Raw genomic sequence first — 23,920 nt, forward strand, 5'->3', positions numbered from 1 at the left:
GTAGATCCAATGCCGGAGAAAACTTTGAGTTTTAGCCCATATGCTTACGCCAACGACAATCCGATTAGTATGGTTGATAGGGATGGCAGGTATGCCGTTTCTGTGCATTATGACATCACCTACAAAACACTGATTGGCTTAGGCTATTCTCGAGAAAGGGCAGACTTAATTGCCCATTATTCTAGCACTTATGCTGATCATCCAAATGCAGGTCCGATGCTACTGGATAATATGGGACATGGGGTGAGCCCTTCAAGAAACCCTCTTGCATACAGAATGAGTCAAGGTATTGCTTATGATAAAACTGCAAACTCACAGGAAGAATCGAACAGCAATTGGCACTCTATGATGAGCGATGCAGAAGCTGATGCTGGTATGACAGAAAAAGATGCTATGAATAGAGGCTTAAAATTTGGCTGGGATAATATATTTGACTCCGATAGCGGAAAAGACTTGGGTAAACTCGGGCAAGGCCTACATGCGTTACAAGACGCAATGGGTCATAAAGGGAAGAAAACCAGTGATCATTTAGGATTTAATTTTTCATCAGTAAAGCAGACTTTATTTACAGACATGTTTGGCTCTACACGCCAAGCATCAAATCTTACGAAATCTGCTCTCATTGTTACAGATTTATTGCAAGGGAAGAAAGCCAACTTAAAAGATGGAGATAGATTAAATGTTACTGGCATGTCCGGGGGGCAACTTCAACAGGTTTTGCAGTTACTGGTAAAACAAGGTTTTCAAGGGAATATCAAAACGGATTAGAATGATGAAATCACTTACAATAGTTTTAAAATGGATTGTATCCCTTTTGTTAATTTTAGACGTTCTCTTCTGGTTTGCCATTCATGCGAGCGGACACAACGTTCCTGAAGATACGAATTCCTCTGTTATTCTATCAGCCATAATTTTGGTTATAGTTTTAATTCTTTTATGTGTAGGCGGGAAGCGGGCTAAAATTAGCTAATGTGCGTACAAATCAGAGAATGAAACTACTATCAACAATCTTATTTGGGTTGGCAATTTTACTGCTAGTAGGACAACTATTCATTTGGTTTTTGGCTTACGGCAGTGGGCATAATATTCCAAAAGATACAGAAATGGCGTTTTTGAGAAACGTCATTATTCTGTTTGTTGCAATAGTGTTATTATATCTTTGGAAGCGAAAAGTAGGAAAATAGCTGTAATATAAAATGAAAACGCCCTGGTGACCCGGGGCCTTTTGCTTTTGAACAGCTTTAAGTTTTACATTATTGATCATGGCATCGAGCGCATAGAGGATATGTTTTTTGTTCAGCTTGGGAAACTTGGCGACAAGTGGCTTTTTTTATAATGCCAATGGGAATATGACATCCGATGGAAACAGGGGTGCAGTTTTAACCTATAATTTTCTAAATTTACCGAAGACGGTAACGCTTGACACTAGAACATTTCAATATGATTACGATGCTTCCGGAATAAAGCACAAATATGTGGGCAGATTATTCAAAGCAATGAACTACAACCCTGCCTACTTGTTAGAAAATCAGGCGTCATACTAAACCTAATCCTTTCTCCCTTTTCCCTTAGCCCCCTACTCCGTCTTCAAAGACCTCACAGGATCCATCAATGCAGCTTTTATGGACTGAAAGCTTACAGTCAGCAAAGTGATAACCAATGCACCTGCTGCCGACAAGACGAAAATCCACCACGAAATTTCTGTCCGGTATTCATATTTCATCAGCCATCCATCCAATAAATACCAGGCAATCGGGGCCGAAATGAGACAGGAAATAATAACCAAGAGCACGAAATCATTAGATAGCAACCGCCAAAGGTTGAAAACAGAAGCGCCCAGAACCTTTCTGATACCAATTTCTTTTGTCCGTTGTTCCGCTACGAAAGATGCCAAACCAAAAAGCCCCAAACAACTGATAAAAACAGCCAAAACTGCAAAAAAGGTTGCCAACTTACCGATACGTTCTTCATCACCAAATTTCTTGGCATATGCGTCATCCACAAACTCATAAGAAAAAGGCGTTGCCGGATCAAATTTTTTGAAGATGGTTTCAATTTTGGCCAGTGATTCGTGAGCGCTGCGTGCGGGATTCAATTTCATGAGCACTACTCCTTTCATATCTCCCGAAAGATGAAAAATAGACGCCCTTACGGGTTCATACGGCGATTGCACCACCATGTCTTTTATTACGCCAATGATTTTAAACGGCTTACCATTCCAGTGCAGCGTAAAACCGACCGCAACGGAATTCTTCAAACCCAAAAATTTTCCAGCAGCTTCATTAATTACAAAGGCGGCTGAATCAGAAGCAAAGTCTCTGGAAAAGTCCCGGCCCACTAGAAATTGCCAGCCAACCGTTTTTCCATATCCCTCGGTTATTTCATTGTTTGGAAAATCTACGGCCTGGGCCGGATCCTTCCCTTCCCACTCGAATCCGCCGTTGGTATTCCATATCTCAGTAGTCGGGCTGCCCGATTCGGCAATTTCCATCACCGCACCCATTTTTTTTAATTCATCGCGGACTATGTCAAAATGATTATGGATTTCCGGAGTCGACATGTACATCGCCACAAGTCCGTTTCTGTCATACCCGATCGGCCGGTTTTTAGCAAACTGAATCTGACGAAAAACGATAATCGTACCGATAATCAACGTAACCGAAACGGTAAATTGCAATACAACCAGTACCTTGCGGGGAATAGCTGCGTACCGGCCAACCCGGAATGTTCCTTTCAAAACCTTCACGGGCTGGAAAGATGAGAGATAAAGTGCCGGATAACTTCCCGCCACTATTCCCGTCAACAAACAAAAACCAATTCCGAAAAGCCAAAACAAAGGACTGGTCCATAAAATGGTCATCTCCTTACCCGCCACTTCATTGAAAAATGGCAAAATAAGATGTACCAGTAAAATTGCAAGGACAAAGGCAAAAAATACAACAAGCAGCGACTCGCTAAAAAACTGTAAAACCAACTGTTTACGCAGCGAACCCACTGCTTTCCGTATACCCACTTCCTTCGCACGTTTCTCGGAGCGGGCCGTACTAAGATTCATAAAATTGATACAGGCCAGCAGCAGTACAAATCCACCGATAATGCCAAAAAGCCACACAAACTGAATTCTGCCTCCGGAAATCACACCGTTTTTCCACTCCGAATATAAGTGCCATTTACGCATCGGATGAAGGAAAACTTCCGGTTTGTATTTCCTGTCTTCCTGGGGCACTTTGTTTATTTTCAGATCTTTGATTTTCGCTGAAACCTGATCCATATCAGCCTGATCCGCGATCTGAACGAAAGTCTGTGTAAAATTGGCGCCCCAGGGTGTATCCAACTCCTTCAGCCATTGAGAGTCATTAACAAAAAGCTGCCAGGGAGCAATAAATGTCAGCTCACGAAAATCAGAATTGTGTGGCAGATCCTCGTAGACCCCGGTTACTCTTACATTCTGTTTGTTGTCGATCTGCATGATTTTACCAACTGGATCGGCTTCGCCAAAGAAGGTTTTCGCAACAGATTCGGAAAGTAGAATAGAATTAGGTTCTTTTAAACCGGCGCGGTCACCTTTTAACATTTTCAAAGAAAGCATTTCTGTCACCTGAGGTTCGAAGTAATTTCCCATTTTAGTAAACTTCTTATCACCAGATGTGAGCACGTGACTGCCCGTCCAGGTAGATTGCAGCGCATATTTAAAATTCTCTCCATAACTATTCCGTATCTCTTCCGCCATCACGTACGGATTGGCATTCTGCGTTCCTGTATTTCCATTGAAAGTCTGATGCTGCATAACCTGCGCGATGCGGTCATAATTTTCATGATAGCGATTGTAGGAAAGTTCGTCATACAGCCACAAACCAATAAGCATCGCAACCGCCATACCCGTTGCCAGGCCGGCAATGTTGATAAAAGAATAAACCTTGTGTTTAGCCAGGTTTCTTAAGGCGATCTTTAGATAGTTCTTTAGCATTTTCGGGCTGTTAACGATTAACTGTAAGCTAATAGATGGATAACGGACATTAATTAATCCTATGATTTTTTTGTAATAAAGGCTTTTCTGAGGTTTACAGCCAACGGCTACTCGCTTTTCAAAGATTTTACCGGATCCATCAGGGCAGCTTTTACTGATTGAAAACTTACGGTTAACAAAGTAATGATAAGCGCACCTATTGCAGTCACTGCAAAAATCCACCATGAAATTTGAGTCCTGTACTCGTATTTTAACAGCCAGCCATCCAGGTAGTACCAGGCAATGGGAGCGGAAATCAGACAGGATAAAACAACCAGAAACACAAAATCGCGCGACAGTAAACGCCACAAATTGAAGATTGAAGCGCCCAGTACTTTCCGGATTCCGATCTCCTTAGTACGCTGTTCTGCTGTGAAAGAAGCCAGTCCGAACAATCCCAGGCAGCTGATAAAAATCGCAAGAACTGCAAAAAAAGTAGCCAGTTTTCCAATACGCTCTTCTGCGGCAAACTTGCTGGCATATTGTTCATCAACAAACTTATAGTCGAATGGAGCGGCGGGATTATACCTTTTGAAAACCTGTTCAATTTTACCCAATGCTTCATTCACCGGTGTTTCAGGTTTTATTTTAATATTAAAAACGCCGGCCCACTTATAATCCAGTGCAAAAATGGTTCGGAAGGAAGGCATATATGGGGAACCCATCACCATGTCTTCAATCACACCGACGACTTTATGGGGAACGCCGTCTTCTTTGATTATCGAACCAACAGGATTTTTAAGTCCCATAAATTTCATGGCTGTTTCGTTGATGACAACCGCTGAAGAATCCGTTGAAAATGATCTTGAAAAATCACGGCCTGCTACAAATTTCCAGCCGACGGTTTTACCAAAATCATGAGAAACAGACATGGCAGCAAAGTTTCCCTGGGTTGCGGGATCTTTCCCGTCCCATTCAAATCCATTGTTAACCGCAGCGATGTAGGTTGGCGGATTGGAAGACTGCGACATTTCGGCAACAACGCCTGTCTGCATCAGATCATTCCTGATTACACCATAACGGCCCTGAAGATCAGGCGTGTTTATTGAAACGGTCATCAAACCATCTCTTTCGTAACCAATAGGCCGGTTTTTAGCAAACTGAACCTGACGGTAAACGACTATCGTGCCGATAATTAATGTGATAGAAACAGTAAACTGAACAACCACCAGAACCTTTCGCGGAATAGCTGCAAATTTGCCAATCCGGAAACTGCCCTTTAATATTTTAACCGGCTGAAAAGAAGAAAGGTACAAAGCAGGATAGCTTCCCGATACAACTCCGGTTAACAAACTGAAAACAATTCCGGTTAACCAAAACAGCGGACTCGCCCATGGAATGATCATTTTTTTGTCTGCCATTTCATTAAAAGAAGGCAACGCTATCTGCACCAAAAGGATGGAGAGCACAAATGCCATGAACGCTACCATCAGAGATTCACTAAAAAACTGAATGACCAACTGACTGCGAACTGAGCCTATCGCTTTTCGCACGCCTACTTCCTTTGCACGCTTTTCACTGCGGGCGGTGCTTAAATTCATAAAATTGATGCATGCCAGCAGCAAAACGAAGGTACCAACAATTCCGAAAAGCCAGACAAACCCGATTCCTCCACCACTTATTTTACCATCTTTAAACTCAGAATAAAGATGCCATTTGCTCATCGGATGAAGGAATATTTCAGGTTTAAATTCGGCGTCAGGACGTTTCACCTTGTTTAGTTTTATGTCTTTTATTTTAGCAGAAATTTGATCCATATCCGCATGATCGGCTACCTGAACATAAGCTTCGAACATATTTGCCCGCCATGGATCTGTTCTTTTCTCAGACCATTCTTCACCGTTAAGGTATAACAGCCAGGGAGCAATGAATTTCAGATCTTTAAAAACAGAGTTATATGGTAAATCCTCATACACCCCCGTAACGCGCACATCAAACCGGTTATCAAGCCGCATCACTTTATTTATCGGATCGGTTTCTCCAAAATAATCTTTTGCTGTGGTTTCAGAAAGCATTACCGAATTCAGCTCTTTTAAGCCGCCACGGTTACCTTTAAGCATTTTCATTGACAACATTTCGGTCACTCCGGGCTCGTAGAAATTCCCCTTTTTACTTAACTTTTTGTCCCCGACAGACAGAATGTGCTCACTGATCCAGGACGACATAATCACATGTCTGAAATCACTCCCAAACTTGTTGCGGATTTCTTCACCCAGCAGATACGGAACCGCTGTTTGTGTACCTTTTACATTGTTAAAGGTCTGGTTCTGCATTACTTGCGCAATGCGGTCATAGTTGGCGTGCGATTTATTAAAAGAAAGTTCATCAAAAATCCACATACCAATTAAAACCGCCACCGCCATCCCGGTAGCCAGTCCGGCAATGTTAATAAAAGAGTACATCCTGTTTTTCACAAGATTACGCAGCGCAATTTTCAGATAGTTTTGAAGCATGATGTTAAATTGGGAGAAAAGGCAGATGGAAGAAGGGAAAGAAAGGAAGTTTGCTCTTTCCTCCCTTTCTTCCTTCGTTCCTATTCCATGTTAAGTGATTCAACCGGATTCATTAATGCTGCTTTGATACTTTGAAAACTTACTGTGAACAAGGCTATTGCGATGGTGATTGCTCCTGCTGTCACAAAAACCCATGCATTTATTTCGATCCTGTAGGCAAAATCTACCAGCCACTGATTCATAAAATACCAGGCAACGGGTGACGCAATCACAATTGCGATCAGCATCGGTTTTACAAAATCTTTGGATAACAATAATACAATTCCACCCACCGATGCACCCAGCACTTTACGGATACCTATTTCTTTGGTACGCTGCTCTGACATAAAGGCAACAAGCGCGAACAATCCAAGACATGAGATCAGAATGGTAATGACAGAAAACACAGTAAGGATTGTAGAAACCCTGCTTTCGGCACGGTACATATCATCGAACTCTTCATTCAGGAAGTGATATTCAAAAGGACGCATTGGGAAGTTCGCCTTCCAGCTTTGTCTCACCAGATCAATGCCTTTGGTAGCATCATCTCCTCTAACTTTTACCATCACTTTGCCAAAATAATTATATTCAGGAATGATAGCAATCGGACTGATTTTTTCATGCATGGACCTAAAATGGAAATCCTGCGCGACGGCTTTAACCTGTCCGGTTCTGCCATTCATTCTGACTTCTTTACCAATCGCCTTTGCGGGAGTCCAGCCCAGCGCTTTCACTGCAGATTCGTTCAGGATAAATGCAAATTTCCTGAGTTCAAAAGAGTCATTCACCGCGCGGAGCACATCGCTCTCATTAAAGTTTTCACCGGCGATGAGTTTCATACCAAGTGTTGGGACAAAATCTTTTTCAACCGGAATAGCGGTGATATTCATTTGGAAACCTTGTGGTTTGTCCGCGGCGCTAATGGTGTAACCCCCCTGCACATTGAGCGGAGAATCGTATGAAGCGGATACGGACTGAACGGCCGTATTGTTCAGCAATTCGCTTTTCATGGCTGCCAGTTTGGTTCTCGAAATACCCGAACCAAGGTCCATCACAATTATCTGAGATGGATTTAAACCCAGGTTTTTATTCTGGATATAGCTGAGCTGTTGATTTGCAATGAGTGTACCGATGATAAACAAAATCGAAATCGAGAATTGAAATACAACCAGAAAACTCCTCAATCCGCTTCCGCCGGCAGTTGATAATATTTTTCCTTTCAGGACTTTCACAGGTTCAAAACCCGACAACACCGTTGCAGGGTATACGCCGGATAACAAGGTTACGACGACTGCTAAACCCAGCAAAAGCAACACAACCGAGTAGGAAGGCCAAACATGAAGGTTCAATAAAGTGCCAGTCAGATTGCTTAAACCGGAAAAACCCAGTAAAGCAATGACAATACCGACGAGAATCGACACAAGCGTAATAATTCCGGATTCAAACAAATACTGGCGAAATACTTCCACCCGCCTTGCACCCATCACTTTTCGTACGCCTACCTCACGCGCCCGCACCGCAGAACGTGCCGTAACCAGATTTACAAAGTTGATACAGGCAATTACCAGAATTAGTACTGCTACACCGGAGAGAATATAAATATATTTGTAATTAGCTGAAACTTCCATCCCTCCGGAAACCGTCGAGTACAGATGAATACGATTGAAAGCTTCCAGCTGTAATTTAACTTCTGAGGACGGATCCTTCGGATCATTCATGTTTTTGTCAACCAGCGCATCTACTTTTGACTGTAAAGTTTTGATGTCCGCGTTGGGCTGAAGCAACAGGTAAGTGTAATCATTCGCCGAATCAAAGGATTCTGTTTTGGATTTACTTAAAGTGCTGTAACTGCACAGAAAATTAAACTTAATATGCGAATAAGAAGGAACATCTGCTACTACGCCCGTTACCTGCATAGTCAGTTTGTCGTTGATTTTCAGCGATTTGCCTACTGCACTTTCATCGCCAAAATATTTCTTCGCAGTCGTTTCATCCACAACAACAGAGTTGGGCTGGGATAAAGCTGTTTTTCTGTCCCCTTCAATAAAAGGAAATGAGAAAATGCCAAAAAACGTGGAGTCCGCGAAAACGATATTCTTTTCATTAAACAGCTTATCACCAAACTGAACCGGGACAATTCCGTATGCATACAACCTCACCGCGCTTTCAACTTCCTTAAATTCCCTTACGAATAACGGCGCGACGGCCGTGGGTGTAACAGCAACATTTATCGGTTCGCTGTCTCCTGATTTATAAAACAAGTTCACACGAACAATGCGCTCGCCATTTTCCTGGAACCTGTCATACCTCAATTCATGAAGCACATAGGTTGCCAACAGTAAAAAACACCCGATGCCAATAGCAAGGCCGGTGATACTTACGAATGAGTTAGTCTTGTATTTCCAAAGACTGCGAAAGGCGATTTTGAGATAGTTTTTTAGCATTTTTTAAGCTTTTAGCTAATAGCGATTAGCATTTAGGAACAACAATGATATGTTTACAAAAAATCGAATAGTAAATCTGTTTCGAATTGGTACGACTGTAACTCTTACCTTACCGCCATTAGCTACTCGCTCTTCAAAGATTTTACCGGATTCATTAACGCTGCTTTTATACTCTGAAAACTTAGTGTGATAAATGCCGTTATCAGCGCTGTGGCTCCGCCGATGAGGAAAGTTGTCCAGCTGATTTCAATTCTGTAAGCAAATCCCTGCAGCCATTTTTCCATTGCATACCAGGCAACCGGCGAGGCGATGACAACTGCAACCAGAACAAGTTTGATGAAATCTTTTGAAAGCAGTGCAACTATTCCCGCAATGGAAGCTCCCAGAACCTTACGGATTCCAATTTCTTTTGTTCGCTGTTCCGCTGCCTGAACGACCAAACCAAAAATGCCCAAAGCTGCAAGAAACATTGTCAGACTGCTAAAAAACATAAATATGCTTTGGAGTTTACTTTCAGCTTCATATTGTTTATTAAGCATGTCTTTTACCATATTCATTTCCAGAAGTTTGTCAGGATAAAATTGCTTCCATATTTTTTGTAAGGAAGCCATTACATTTTTCTCTGTACCGGGTTTAATCCTGATCAGCATTCCTCCGTAATCCGATGATCTTTGCGCAATGATGACCGTAGGTTTTATTGGCTCGCGTAGGGATTCATTGTTAAAATCTTCAATAATACCAACAGGAACTGTATTTGCCTTCGGGATTTGTTTGTTCAGCTCTTTCACCTTTAAAATTCTGGCTGCGGACGCCGAAATCATTGAAACCTGGCGACTGGTCTCCTCTTCATACTTTTCCCAGCTAACATTCTGCAGCGAATCGGCATTCAGGGCATCGGTTGTAAATTTTTTGCTTAGCAAACGACCACTTTTAAGTCTGAATCCCATCGTTTCGGCCAGATTCACATCTCCCGATATATACCAAACTTTAACCTTTTTGCCAGGATCAGCAGGATCTTCCACATCTTTGGACATGTAACCCGCACCCTGAGAAGGAATCCACTGCGTCATACTCGCACTTTCAACACCGGAAAATCTTAGCAATGCATTTTTGAAGGCATCTCCCTTTTTCTCCCAACTGATAAAGTCAATGTTCAAAAGATTATCCGGATTAAAACCGATGTCTTTTCCTTCCAGAAAATGAAGCTGCTGGCGAACCATGAGCATGATAAGCAGCACCACAACCGAAATAGAAAACTGCGAAACAACAAGTCCCTGCCGCAGCCAGTTTTGCCTGTAAGATCCTGATGAAGAAAATATGCCTTTTAAAGTATTCGCAGGTTTAAATCCTGACATCAGCCAGGCAGGATATAATCCTGTTAACAAGCCGGTTAAAAATATGGCCGCAAGGGTAAAAATCGTAAAAGGAAGATTTGTGAGATAGGTTTTTACCAAATGATAACCTAGAAAATTCTCGACAGGTAAAACAGAGAAATAATAAAGAAACGTCGCCAAAACAGCAGATATCCCGAAATACAACATGGCTTCGGTCATATACTGCAATATGATCTGGTAACGTGAAGCACTTAAAACTTTACGGACGCCAGTTTCTCTTAACCGTGTAAAAGTCCTGCCTGTACTCAAATTGACAAAGTTGACGCAGGCAATAAATAAAAGCAGGATGGCAACGCCGGAAAAAATATAGACGTTATCGGCATTTCCCTTTACCGTTTGGTAATTGGCAAAATCCGAGTGCAGGTAAACATCCGTCATTGGCTGAAATTCAAAATGGTAAGTTCTTTTTTCAGTGACAAAACCTTTATACCATTTATTTACCTTAGCCGTAAATCCAGCCATATTGGTACCAGGCCGCATGAGTATATAATTTTGAGAAAACGAACCGTAACCCTTCGGATTCAACTCTTCCACCCTGCCTTTATGTACCCATATTACATCTGCCCGAAGATGGCTGTTGCCGGGAAGGTCTTCAATGATACCCGTAATTAAAAAAGGTTTGGGCTTTGTGCTGTAAGCCGGCACATCATAAATCACTTTCCCAACCGGATCCTGGCCCGGGAAAAATTTTTCTTTGAAAGATCTGGAAATAAGCAAATTGCTGTTATCTGCAACAAATTTTCTCGGATTACCTGCCAGGACCTCTATGTCCAGCATTCCCCAAAAAGTAGAATCAGCATGCAGCGCCATCACTTTCACGCCATTTTGTTCTCCTTCTTTTAGTTTTAAATGAAGGTCGCCCGTGTAAAACTCCGAATAAGATTCTACCTCAGGGTAATTCCTTTTAAGTTGCGGAGCCAGCCCTGCAAATGAAGATGCACTTCGTTCATGAAGGTCCTCACCCATTTTATTTACTGAAATAATTCTGTAAAGATCGTTATTGCGGCTCCACGTTTTATCGTAAGAAAGGTCATCAATCACAACAGTCGCCACCATGATACATGCCCAAAGCCCGATCGAAAGACCCGTGATCTGGATAAATGAATAACCTTTATTTCTGAAAAGGTTACGAACTGCGATTTTTAGATAGTTTTTTAACATTTTGAAGCTTTTAGCTAATAGCGATTAGCATTTAGGAACAACAATTAGATGTTTATAAAAAATCGAATAGTAAATCTGTTTCGAATATGTAATACCGTAGCTATTAGCTTACCGCTACTCGCTTTTTAAAGATTTTACCGGATTCATCAGCGCTGCTTTTATACTTTGAAAACCGATGGTCAGGATGGCGATGATTACTGCTGTTGCCCCCCCGGCTGCGAAGATCCACCAGGAAACTTTGATCTGGTATTCGAAATCTTTCAGCCAGTCCGTCATAAAATACCAGGCAAGCGGGCTGGCAATCAGAATGGCTGCAACGACAAGTTTTAAAAAATCAAATGAAAGTAAGCCGACAATGCTGGCCACCGACGCTCCAAGCACTTTTCTGATTCCAATTTCTTTAGTTCGCGTTTCCACGGTAAAGGTCGCAAGGCCAAACAATCCCATACAGGCTATAAAAATTGCCCAGACAGAGGCGGTTGTAAATATTTTCCCGTATTGATTTTCAGAAAAATACTGTTTATTGAAATTTTCATCCACAAAAAAGTACTCAAAAGGATTGCCCGCAAAAAAGGTTTTATACATCCCTTCCAGCTTCGCCATTTTGTTTTGAATCTGATCAGGCGTGAGCTTTATCGTGATGTAGGAAGTACTGTTTTGAGGATAAAAAATGATAGGATTAATTGCTTTTTGCAGACCTAGGTGATGATAATCCTTCACGACTCCAATCACTTCCAGAAATCTCTCATCCCATTTAACTTTGTTATTTATAGCTTCCTCAGCTGATCTGAAACCGAACTGTTCAACCGCTTTTTCGTTTAAAAGAATTTTACTGTTTTCGTCCCAATCCACTTTTACTTCCTGCTCTGTAAAGTTCCTGCCGGCTTTTAGCTCTATGCCGTAAGTGTTCAGGTAACGGTCGCCAATGATTGCGAAAAAGTAAGGTTTCAGCTCGTCTCCTGCTTTGGATCCAGGCTGCGTGAAACCGGATGTGGCAAAATTAAAGAAGCTTCCCGGTACGGTTCCGGAGAGACTGTAATCTTTCACAAAACTCTGTTGCTCCAGTTCATTCCAAAAAGCTGCCTGTCTGTTTTTATACGTGCTGTCTTTCCCAACTTCCGGCCCGCGTACAACCAGTAGCTGATCCGTTTTCATGCCCAGGTTCTGGCTTTGCATGAAACGCAGCTGGGTGTAAATGACAATGGTTACTAAAATCAGGACGATGGAGATCGTAAACTGGGAAACAACAAGCGACTTCCGCAGCAAAATACCTTTGGAGGTTTTAGATAAATTACCTTTGAGAATTTTGACGGGATTGAAATTGGAAAGCGCATAGGCTGTATAAATTCCGGAGAGCAGCGACCCTAAAAACAAAACACCAAGACCGGCAATCCAAACCGGTGAATTTCCCAGCGCTTCCAGTGTAAGTTCTCTTCCGATAAGCTGGTTAAAAAGCGGCTGAAGTAAATAGACCAACACCACAGCAAGGGACAAACTTAACATATTTACCAAAGCCGACTCTCCCAAAAACTGACTGATCAGATTCCATGGTGTTGCTCCGATTACTTTTCTGACGCCAACTTCATTGGCACGTTTTAAAGCATGAGCCGTTGATAAATTGATATAATTGAACCAGGCAATGCAGAGAATCAGAACGGCAATGATCAGAAGCATGTACACATATTTCAAATTTCCGCTGGTCTGATAGGTGTCACTCAGTTTATCGGCCAAATGAATATTTTTTAATGGCTGCAATCTGAACTGAACACCGTCTTTATCTGCCTTCAAACTGGTGCGCATCGCCGTAAGTTTGGATTGCAGATTTGCAGGATTTACCTGATCATTAAGCAAAAAATAGGTATTGATGTATTGTGATTCGGTGTTGTCCAATCTTGCCCAGCTGTTTCCATTCAGATTTGCAGGATTGGCCAGCGTTTCGAGAGAAAAGAGCATATCAAACTGAATATCCGAATTGGCGGGAATATCATAAACACCCTCAACCGAGTAAGACAGCGTACCAAACTGGTTTGAAAGCGTCAGCGTTTTTCCCAGCGGATCCTGTTCACTAAAATATTTTACTGCTGTCTTTTTTGAAATAAATACCACTTTTGGCTTTTTCAAAGCAGATTTATCTCCGTTAATTATTGGGAAACTAAAAAAATCGAAGAAATTTCCGTCCGCATAACCAATTTCCGTTTCTCTGAAAGACTCGCTGTTGGCACCTTCCCTTTTTACGATTCCTTTGGCGGTACCTTCTGCAAAACGGCAGAAATCTTTTATTTCCGGAAAAGTCTGTTTTGCCTTCGCTGCCCAGCCCGGTTCAATTTCGGTCCAGGTTTCACCCTTTTGCCCAAAATTCAACAGACGGTAAATTTGCGGAAGGTTCGCATGAAACTGGTTTACACTTTTTTCAAAACTTACATATTCGAGGATCAGTAGAAAAGCTGCGATCCCCATTGCCAGTCCGCCAACATTGATAAAGCTGTACACTTTATTACGGAACAGGTTCCGCCATGCAATTTTGAAGTAGTTCCGGATCATAGCTGCAAAAGAAAGAGTAAAACAGAAATTAAAACTCAGGCGTTTATCCAGATCTTAGTTATATAAAAGCTATACCAATTTTCCTACTATCTGATTTACAGTAAATTACAATTTATAATATATTAGTAGTGTCCGATACCGAACAACATTGTTCGGCTGTGGACAAGCTGGTCGGTCATGAGATGCTCCATTTTTCTTCATCTGAGATTGAAATCACACCGTAATACTCAGTTACCCAATTTTATTTTAGTCAAAATCGATTACGCAAACGAATGTTCTGCCATATCAAAAATAAATAAGCTAATAGCCGCTTGAATATGGAATTTCAATGCAGATATTTGATAATAACAATCTTTCATTTCCACTATTCACCATTTCTACTCAAATCTATGAGCAAAAAATTCTATTCTTTATTTCCTCCCATCCAATCCATCGCAATTTTTGCCTTAGCGATGCTGATTTCATTGGGAGCATTTGCGCAGTCTTATGTGATTAAAGGAAAAGTCACAGACGGGTCAGGACAATCCGTGCCGGGAGTTTCTGTTCAAATAAGGGGCACCAGCCAGGGAAGTATTTCGGACGCAGAAGGCGAATATTCACTTAGCACGGATCTTTCCGCAGGAGATTATTCACTTGACTTTTCATCGGTGGGATTCAAAACAGTAACGCAAAAGCTAACTCTGGGAACACAAACTGCTCTGACCATAAACGTCACCATCAGTGATGACATCGCACTTTTAGACGAAGTTATTGTAACTGGATCTACCATAAGATCAACCAGAAGACAGCTGGGTAATTCCATTAACTCAATCAATTCTACTGATCTGCAAAAAGCCGGAACGGGTAATTTATTTTCTGCTTTGCAGGGAAAAGTCCCAGGTGCACAAATCACTCAAAATTCGGGTGATCCCGCAGGTGGTATGACGATCCGTCTTCGCGGAATTAAATCCCTGCAGGGAAGCTCCGATCCGCTTTATGTAATTGATGGTGTTATTGTCAGCAATTCTTCGGCAAACGTGTCACAGTTTGCTCTGGCCGATCAGGTTGGACAAGCCGTTATCGGTACAAACCGTATGGCAGATATCAATCCTACCGACATTGAGTCGATGAGTATTATCAATGGCGCTGCTGCCGCGGCTCAATACGGGTCACGGGCATCCAACGGAGTCGTTTTGATTACAACCAAAAGAGGAAAAAGCGGAGCTCCGCAGGTTAATTTTTCAACCAGCCTGAGTGTAAATGAGCTTCGTAAGAAGTTCAAAATCAGTACTTATGGAAAACAATTTGGCTTCACAAGTCTTCGATTGGGAACAATTACAGGTTTAACTGCCGCTCAAATTGCAGCGAATCCCGGAACGACTGTAACAAGAATTAACCGCGACGGCGCCTTTGCTGATTTGTCTACAAATCAGGTTGATGTGCAGCGTTACGACTATCAGGATGAAATTTACAAAACAGGTTTAGGAACGGATAATTCAATCTCGGTAAGCGGAGGCACAGATAAAACGCAGTACTTTGCTTCTTTATCTTATCTCAAAAACCAGGGTATCATAAAAGGAACTGATTTTCAGCGCTACGGATTGCGCGTGCGGCTGGAGCAGCGTCTTGCCAACTGGGCAAAAATCTCTGCAGGCGTGACCTATTCAAACAGCTTTTCCAATGAAAAACCAAACGGAAATGTATTTTACAGTCCGATCAACTCGATTAATATCACCAACAACATTTATGATATCACCAGACGTGATGGCGCCGGGAATCTGCCGGCCGTTGAGCCCACACGTGTAAATCCGCTAACTGTTATTGAGGAGATGAAATTTACACAAGCTGTAAACCGAACCGTTAACGATTTACAGCTGAATCTTACGCCGCTCAAAGGTTTAAACATCGACTGGATTTTTGGTATTGATGCTTTTTCTCAGCTTGGAAAAAACCTGATTCCGCCCTATCCGTATGGAGCATCTGCGGGCTTGCCTGCCGAACGTTTTCCAAATGGTTTTGCTGCGAATGTGAACGCTACAACGTTTTTATACAATAGCGATATCAATGTTTCCTATGAAAAAGATCTGACCCCATCTCTGAAGCTGAATGTGGTCGCCGGTACCAGCTATCAAAACAGTAAAACGGATATTTCTTACGGAAGCGGACAGAATTTATCTCCATTTATTGAAACTGTAAGCGGCGCGACAAGCGCAATCAGATCCACCTACAATTTCGACCAATTTGATTTGTCTGGCGTTTTTGCGCAAGCTACCTTAGGCTATAAAAATCTCTTGTTTGTAACTGGTGCAGTACGCAGAGACCGCTCGTCAAAATTTTCTCCTTCCGAGTCAAACCAGACCTATCCTAAATTCAGTGCCAGCTTTATTCCATCAGATCTTGAATTCTGGAAAAAGGCAAGTCTGGAAAAAATCGTCAATACAGCAAAACTTCGCTATTCATGGGGACGCTCTGGTAACCTTACCGGACTTGGTTCTTATGACCGTTTCTGGCAGTTTCAACCTGTTCCATACTTAGGAAAAAACACGATAGTTCCAAGTTCAACGCTGGCCAATCCGCAGGTCAGGCCTGAATTCATGACCGAAAATGAAGGAGGAGTTGATCTCACGTTTCTTGAAAATAAATTATCGCTGGGCCTGACAGCGTACAAACAAAAAATTACCGACCTGGTAGTAAACCGCGTTCTGGCCCCAACCGAAGGTGGTACTGGCAGAGTTGACAACGTAGGTGAAATGGAAAATAAGGGTTTTGAAGTCAGTTTGGGTTACATGGTCATTAATACCAAGGATTTCAACTGGGATGTGAATGTTATTTATAGCCATAACCGAAACAAAATCACCAAATTAGGCAGTCCCTTGGTGGCGCTGACAACTGTTACCGGAGCACCTGCTTATCTGATTGAAGGACAGGCTGCGAGTGTTTTTTACGGAACGTTTTTTGCCAAAAATGCAGATGGCAGTCCGTTTTTAACAACCCAAAATTTACCTCAATCGCAAAAAGGCGTTCAGTCGGCAACAAATCCACTGGATTATACCCCAGCTGAAAAAGGATCGAATGGTCAGTTTTTAACAAATACCAACGTCAGGAAAATTATCGGTAATCCAAATCCAAAATGGACCGGATCATTTGTCAGCAACCTTACTTACAAGCGTTTAGGTTTCCGTTTTCTGCTTGACGCTGTTCAGGGTGTGGAAGTATTTAATGCCGATCGTCGTACCCGTCAGGGTGTTGGAATTGGCGATTATTCCGAAAAAGAGCTGAAAGGTGAATTGCCGCGTGGTTATGTTTATTCGATTTACAATACCGAAGAATGGCGTGTCGATGACGGTTCTTTTGTGAAATTACGTGAAGTAAGTTTGTCCTACCAGCTTCCTGATTTTATGAAGAATGTAAAAAGCATCAACATTTCACTCACCGGAAGAAACCTGATTTCCTGGGATAATTATGATGGCTACGATCCTGAAACCAACGCAGGTGGAAACAGTGATCTGATACGTAATGTGGATTTTGGTAATGTGCCAATTCCGCGTACTTATCAGCTGAAAGTTTCAGCCAGTTTTTAATTTCCACGATAACCAAATAAGAGTTAAAAACCAGCTCTTCAATCATCCAAATGAATATTCAAATGAAAAAAAGATTCATATTTTCAATATTAACGGCCGGAATTCTGACATTCACTTCCTGTGAACAAAAAGAATATCTCAACCCGAGTTCTGCCAGTGAAATGCAGGTTATTACCGATGTAAACGGCCTTATTACTTTGGCAAACGGTTTACAGTATCGTTACACTGTCAGTGCCGGGGCTAGCGGTGCACTTTATAGTCTCATTTCCGCAAACGGGTTAACGACTAAGGAACTACTTGTACTTAATGCCGGTAATACGGATCTGGACCTTTTGAGCAAAGGCTCCGGAAATGTTCAGGGCAATAATGCAACGATCAGCACCTTATGGGCTCAAAGTCATTTGACCAAATCCAACGCGGATATCATTTTAAAGAATCTGGGAATCGTTTCGGATGCTTCGATAAAAAGCGGTTTAACAGCTTATGCCTCTATTTTTAAAGCGCTGTCTTTGGGCGCGCTCGCAGAATTCTGGCAGCAGGCTCCGATTGGAACCGGGAAAAATATAACATTCAATTCCCGCGAAGATGTTTTGAAAGAGGCTGTAACGGTGCTGGAAAGTGCAGCAACCGCCATTGCAACAAATGCACCGTCGGCCGAATTCACCAGTCGTGTTGTTAATAGCGTTGACATGCCAAATACAATTCAGGCGCTGATCGCCCGCTATTCGCTTATGCTGGGACAATATGACAAGGCGCTTGCCGCAGCCAACAAAGTGGATCTGACTAAAAAATCAGCCTTTAATTTTGACGACGTGAGTCAAAATCCGATCTTCTTTCTTTCCTTCGGAAACCGAAATGTAACCGAACCGATCAATACATCTCTTGGACTTCCTGATGCATTGAAACCAGCTGTTGCCGATAAGAGAGTAGCATTTTATACGCAGACAGCTGCGCCGGCGAAAAACCTGGGAACCGGATTTTTTACGGCAAACAATGCGGCTGTCCCGGTTTACCTTCCCGGTGAAATCATGCTTATTAAAGCAGAGGTGTTGGCCCGTCAGAGCAAATTCGATGAGTCGATTGCTGAACTTAATAAAGTCCTTACTAAAACTACCGATGTCTGGGGATTAGGTGCCGGTCTGCCGGCTTATAGCGGTGCAAAAGATGCAGCCTCTGTTTTGACGGAAATTTATCGTAACCGTTGTATCGAACTGTTTATGTCTGGTTTAAAACTGGAAGATTCACGCCGCTTTGCAAGGCCGGAAACAGAACGTAACCGTACCTGGTATCCTTATCCAACCAACGAAAGACAAAACAATACCAGCACGCCTGCCGATCCTGCGAATTGACGTAAATATTTTGGCACAAAAAAGTCCTCCGGCAGGTTTGCCGGAGGACTACTTATTTAAAATTCATGGCTTCTTTTCTGATTATTAACCTCTGCTGCGGGGACGATCGTTGTAACGGTCAAACTTTTGCGCTCTTTCGTAAGCCATCAACCGTTGGTGCTGAACTGGCGTTAAAACAGAAAGTATCTCACGTTGTTTTTGCTGCTCCAGACGTTTTGTATTTTGCGATTGTCCTCTTCTGTTGTTGAAAGCCATTCGGTCATAACGGTTTTCAATTTTCTTGATTTCATTTTCCTGTTTCCGTGTCAGCTTTACTATTTTATCCAGTTGGTTGATCTGATATTCCTCGATTGCGTTGTCCAAACGACCATTTGAATAAACCGGAACGTCGTGTCCTTTCGATGGATATCCTTTTTGGGCAAAACCATTACCTACTGTAAGTATTGCCAAAGCTGCGATTGCGAAGATTGCCTTTTTCATGGTTTCTATATGTTTAAAATTGTTCGTTAATGATAGTTAGAGGGGCTTTTTGCTATGTAGTTTAACGGGCACAAAAGGCAATCTACCGGTAGGGGTTTACAGTAGATGAGGTGGTGGTATTAATCGACCAACAGGGTTATTTGGGTGAGTTGTTTCGTTTTTTAAATAAAATAAAGTGTCCGTTTATAACGAACAAGATTGTTTGATAGTAACGAACACTTTTTTATTTCCCGAATATGTAAAATCCGAACTTTTGTAGTTCACGGTTTACCTTAACCTATTTGTAAAAATGTTCATGTTCAACTCGGTCTTCATTTAGTGCAAGAGGGAACGTAAGTCTCCAATCGAGTCTTACTTGATATTAGTTCTGTGATGACACAGACCACGGTTGAGAAATTTTTAAGTAGGCTGATTTTTAAATCAAATAAAATTGTTCGTTGGCAACGAACAAAGTTGTTTGATGAGAATGGACAGTTCCAGGCTGCGCTCACGAGTCGATCCCCATTTATGATCTTTAATCCTCAATAATCCCTCCCAAAAAATTAAGTTGAACTACTCCGCTATTTATCGTCACATAGTAATCGTCGACAGAAGAAGGCCCAAGAATTTGAATGATAGCCGTGTTATTTTTAATGTATACAGGACTGCCTATATTATATTTCATGTTATCCGCTCCCTCTCCATGGACACAAGTAATGATCATGTCTCTTTCTTCCTTCGAAAGAAGCACATCACGTAATGTTTCTAAATCTGTTACAAAACCTACGGTTGACATGCTTAGTCTGCTCACAAGCATAGCATAGTGAAAATCCTCTTCTAATTTTGGATCTAACTTAAAGAGTATTTCTGCATTCGTAGAATCCAGCAGTAAAATTGAAACCAAGTCAAATTTTTTTGTTATCAGTTCCGAATTTCGATTTACTCTAAAGACTTTTTCAAAATCTTGGTAATCAATGAATTCCAAAATCACCTCCTCCTGTTCTGAAGTCGCAGCCTCCCGTATCCCAGACTGACCGCAGGAGAAAAAAACAAAAAGAATAAATACAAAATAGTAGTTGTAAATATTGTTCATAGCCATAAATGGAAATAATTCCTTTTTGAAGAAATATAGTTGTTTGTTATCAGCTAACACATATTAATTTATGCTTTTAAAAAAATATCAACGCAAGATATAAAACAAAAAAATCCTCCGACAAACCTGAAACCGGTATGTCGGAGGAAAACTATTTAAAATTCATGGCTTACTCTTAAACTCTAACCTCTGCGGCTGTTATTTTTGTTGCTACTGTCAAATTTGTCACGACCATTGTATTTCTGAGCGTTTTCGAAGGCTACTAGTTTTTGACGTTGGTAAGAAGTCAGTACTTCGAGAATATCGTGTTGTTTTTGTACTTCAAGTCGTTTGATACTTTCCAGCGTCTGCGATTTTTTGCTGCTTTTGACAACCCGGTCATAATAACTTTCGATTTTTTTAATCTCAATTTCCTGGTTGCGTGTCAAACTTACAATGTTGTCAAGTTTGTTGACATCGTACTCTTCAACTGAATTATCTACACGTGCATTATTTTTGTAAACCGGACCGCTGTGTCCCTTTGACTGATATACTTCTTTTGATGGATAACCCTTTTGAGCAAAACCATTACCTACTGTAAGTATTGCCAAAGCTGCGATTGCGAAGATTGCCTTTTTCATGGTTTCTAATGTTTAAATTTGTTCGTTAATGATAGTTAGAGGGCCTTTTTTCATCAACGTTTAAACGGCTGAAAGAGCAATCTACCGAAACAGTATCACAGTAGACGAACGGTTACAATTCGCCGATGAAATGGTTTTAGTTCTTTTGCAGTATTAGAATAAAGTCCGTTTCCGAAGGAGATGTAATTTCAATTGTCCCTTTTTTGTAAAGAACATTTGCGATCCGGGATTCTCCATTTGAAGGATCAAACCAGCTTCCGCTATATTTTATACCACCGCTGTTAGCAAGACGTAGAACCGTTTTTACAGGAACATAAGCCATGACGAGCCGATGACCGTCAGATCTTACAATGGATACAAATTCTTCAGGCCTGGTGACCTGCGACAAGTTTAATTCAGGAGCCGGTTTCAAATTCCACCAATTATATTTTTCAATAAAATCCGAAAGTAACCCAATCTGGATGCTGCCGGGAAGTTTAATACTTTCAAACCAGGGACGCAGGAAAGCAGGTTTTCTGTGGTTCAAAATTTCCTCGCCGGGCCGGATCCATGGCCATATCCCATTGGCACCGTAAGCAATACCGGCGACAGGTGTTGAAAATAAACTCCAGTAACTCGCATTACGAACCTGTTTGTCTTTAATAGCCGGTGAAATATCTTCATAACAAGGCTCCATGTTGATAAAAACTTTCGGTGGCAATTTCATCCAGTCCGTCGCTACCGGCCCTTTTGTGATCCAGTTTGCAGTGTTGGCTCCATTGTCATGGCCAGTCTGGTAGCCAATAATGTCAAGCCACTCTTCATTTGCATATTCTTTCCCTATCCATGATTTCCCCTGTGAATGCAGAGAAACCACACCAGGATGTTCTCCGCCAAATACAGACCGGCCAATGTTTTTCCAGCGCTGCTCATTTTCATCCGTGTACTTACCGTCGCCGCCCAAAATCCAGATCACATGATTGGCTCCATAACGTGCTACCATGTAATTCGCAAGTAGAGCCGCTTCCTGGTCCGGCAGGTAATAACCAGGGCTGAGCTCTCTTCCTGTGGATACCGGTAAAGCCCATAAAAGCACAGGAGCGGCAACAAGTCCGCGTTTGTTTATTTCATCTATTTTTTTGTCAAGATGCTTAAAGTAAGACGGATTTATTTTAATGCGGCCGCTTCCCTCAAAAGCAACTTGCCCTTCGCTATTTTTATCTCCGCCACGCCATTGGGTCGCGGCAAATTGAATTACATTGTAATGATTTTTTACTCTGTCGTCCAGATACATGCTCCATTCCTCAGCGGTGGATTTAAGCGTGCCGTTCCAGGCGGTGCAGGCTGTATAGAAAAACGGCGTTCCGTCGGCATGGGACAAGTAATAGGATCCTTTCGGGTGAACGATATGCCCTTTGGAATAAATAGCAAGAGTACTATTTGGCTCTGAACATTCAAACGTTCCTTCAATATGGTGTAAACCGGTATTTAAAGTGTCCGAACAAAAGGATTGGTACACCCACGAACCGGTTTCGTCGGGAGAAAACCTGACTTTCCATGTTTTGTCTCCGTCCCAAAAGCCGTTTATAATTTTAACCCTGCCGGATGGAGATTCAAACCGAACGTGAAAACGCTGTAAGTTATAAACCGGATTTTCATAGGTTTTGGCACTCTGAAATTGCTTTTCAAACTTTGTCCAGATTGGTGTTTGACCGGAAGCCGATGTGATTATGCCCAGTAAAAAAAATGCACCACTAAGGCGAAGTAAAATCTGTTTATATTTCATTGGATAACTCTTATAAGGGATGTTATTCAAAGCAATTTTTCCATCTTTTCTATTGGGATTTTTGTATCGGATATAAGTAAATATTTGAATGGTTTGATGGCCTTATTTGGATAAAATAATGGCAATAATTTCATTATGAATGGCTATTTCCTTAAATATGCAGTAGCATACTATAAAACAGGAAAATCCGTTTTCCATTTATATAAATTATTCTATTTGTGAAACAAACTTTACCTCCCGCTATAAAATCAGGATTTTTGAAGGCAGCCACTGTTTTGTTCGCAGTATTGGCGGTCCTTGCCGTTCAATCATGCAGCACTTCCGATACAGATCCCATTGATCCTTACGACTACTATCCGGTTCAGCTAGGCCAGTACAAAATTTATCAGGTAGATGAAGATGTATACTCTACCGGCAGCAGAGTTCCGGTTACGAAAAAATGGCAGGAAAAAGATGAAGTAACAAGTGTAAGTGAAGATGCTTCCGGAAATAAAACTTATATTTTCTCCCGTTCTACAAGAAATACCGCAGCCCAGTCGTGGCAAAAAATTAAAGAATTCAGTGTGCAGCACTTTGCTGACAGAGTGGTGGTTAATCTGGACAATGAAGTTTTTTTACCGCTCGTTTTCCCTTATAATTCCACTATTAACTGGGATGGGTATCAGTACTTCAACATGGATGACCAGGACCCAAGATATGGCTCTGAGCACCATTATGAGAATATCAACCAGGCTCTTACTGTCAACAATCTGAATTTTGACAAAACGATAAAAGTATCGGAACGCAGTGATACAACCGGGCAGGCTCAATTCAGGCTGGGTTTTAAAGTGTATGCTTCCGGCGTAGGACTTGTTGCCGATGAACAAACTGACTTTGATTATCTACAGGAAAACGGAGAATTTATTGGTTACAGAACAATCGGCTCCGGAACGAGAAGGATTAAGAGAATTATTGAATCAGGCGTTTTAGAATAACGTTACCTCTCGGTTGAAATGCCGCGTGAGGGATAGAACGGAAAGCCCGCAGCAGTGAGGCA

Annotated in this window: 13 protein-coding genes; 4 read left to right on the plus strand and 9 right to left on the minus strand. The window is 41.8% G+C overall.

What is annotated here, in order from left to right:
• The first annotated feature begins 9 nt into the window (after positions 1 to 9).
• Complete coding sequence (locus E0F88_RS03095) at positions 10 to 768, plus strand: hypothetical protein (protein WP_131956542.1); 759 nt, start codon at positions 10 to 12, stop codon at positions 766 to 768.
• A gap of 808 nt (positions 769 to 1,576) precedes the next feature.
• Here the strand turns inward: E0F88_RS03095 and E0F88_RS03100 are convergent.
• The 5 genes from E0F88_RS03100 to E0F88_RS03120 all read right to left on the minus strand — a co-directional run bounded on the left by E0F88_RS03100 (position 1,577) and on the right by E0F88_RS03120 (position 14,038).
• The gene (locus tag E0F88_RS03100) at positions 1,577 to 3,967 is read right to left on the minus strand and encodes an ABC transporter permease (RefSeq protein ID WP_131956544.1); all 2,391 of its coding nucleotides are present in this window, start codon (positions 3,965 to 3,967) and stop codon (positions 1,577 to 1,579) included.
• A gap of 107 nt (positions 3,968 to 4,074) precedes the next feature.
• Positions 4,075 to 6,459, minus strand: coding sequence for an ABC transporter permease (locus E0F88_RS03105; RefSeq protein ID WP_131956546.1), 2,385 nt, complete (start codon positions 6,457 to 6,459; stop codon positions 4,075 to 4,077).
• Positions 6,460 to 6,539: 80 nt separating this feature from the next.
• Positions 6,540 to 8,942, minus strand: coding sequence for an ABC transporter permease (locus E0F88_RS03110; protein WP_131956548.1), 2,403 nt, complete (start codon positions 8,940 to 8,942; stop codon positions 6,540 to 6,542).
• 122 nt (positions 8,943 to 9,064) lie between these two features.
• On the minus strand, positions 9,065 to 11,497 hold the full coding sequence (locus E0F88_RS03115; RefSeq protein ID WP_131956550.1) for an ABC transporter permease: 2,433 nt from the start codon (positions 11,495 to 11,497) through the stop codon (positions 9,065 to 9,067).
• 114 nt (positions 11,498 to 11,611) lie between these two features.
• The gene (locus E0F88_RS03120) at positions 11,612 to 14,038 is read right to left on the minus strand and encodes an ABC transporter permease (RefSeq protein WP_131956552.1); all 2,427 of its coding nucleotides are present in this window, start codon (positions 14,036 to 14,038) and stop codon (positions 11,612 to 11,614) included.
• Positions 14,039 to 14,427: 389 nt separating this feature from the next.
• Between E0F88_RS03120 and E0F88_RS03125 the strand changes: the two genes are divergently transcribed.
• Positions 14,428 to 17,598, plus strand: a complete 3,171-nt coding sequence (locus tag E0F88_RS03125; protein WP_131956554.1) for a SusC/RagA family TonB-linked outer membrane protein — start codon at positions 14,428 to 14,430, stop codon at positions 17,596 to 17,598.
• Positions 17,599 to 17,660: 62 nt separating this feature from the next.
• Positions 17,661 to 18,947 (plus strand): RagB/SusD family nutrient uptake outer membrane protein, encoded by a 1,287-nt coding sequence (locus E0F88_RS03130; RefSeq protein ID WP_131956556.1) that lies wholly within the window; start codon positions 17,661 to 17,663, stop codon positions 18,945 to 18,947.
• Positions 18,948 to 19,031: 84 nt separating this feature from the next.
• Here E0F88_RS03130 and E0F88_RS03135 read toward each other — a convergent pair whose 3' ends face one another.
• From E0F88_RS03135 to E0F88_RS03150, 4 genes are all read right to left on the minus strand, one after another.
• On the minus strand, positions 19,032 to 19,427 hold the full coding sequence (locus E0F88_RS03135) for a hypothetical protein (protein ID WP_131956558.1): 396 nt from the start codon (positions 19,425 to 19,427) through the stop codon (positions 19,032 to 19,034).
• 514 nt (positions 19,428 to 19,941) lie between these two features.
• A complete protein-coding gene (locus E0F88_RS03140; RefSeq protein WP_131956560.1) occupies positions 19,942 to 20,559 on the minus strand; it encodes a hypothetical protein in 618 nt (205 codons plus the stop codon).
• A gap of 122 nt (positions 20,560 to 20,681) precedes the next feature.
• On the minus strand, positions 20,682 to 21,119 hold the full coding sequence (locus E0F88_RS03145; RefSeq protein WP_181956068.1) for a hypothetical protein: 438 nt from the start codon (positions 21,117 to 21,119) through the stop codon (positions 20,682 to 20,684).
• Between the two features lie 136 nt (positions 21,120 to 21,255).
• Positions 21,256 to 22,884 carry an apiosidase-like domain-containing protein gene (locus E0F88_RS03150; protein WP_131956562.1) on the minus strand — a complete coding sequence of 543 codons (1,629 nt, stop codon included), beginning with the start codon at positions 22,882 to 22,884 and terminating at the stop codon, positions 21,256 to 21,258.
• A gap of 218 nt (positions 22,885 to 23,102) precedes the next feature.
• Here E0F88_RS03150 and E0F88_RS03155 point away from each other — a divergent pair, with 218 nt between their 5' ends.
• A complete protein-coding gene (locus E0F88_RS03155; RefSeq protein WP_131956564.1) occupies positions 23,103 to 23,858 on the plus strand; it encodes a hypothetical protein in 756 nt (251 codons plus the stop codon).
• Positions 23,859 to 23,920 lie beyond the last annotated feature (62 nt).

This window comes from Dyadobacter psychrotolerans, from assembly GCF_004349265.1.
GTDB lineage: Bacteria > Bacteroidota > Bacteroidia > Cytophagales > Spirosomataceae > Dyadobacter > Dyadobacter psychrotolerans.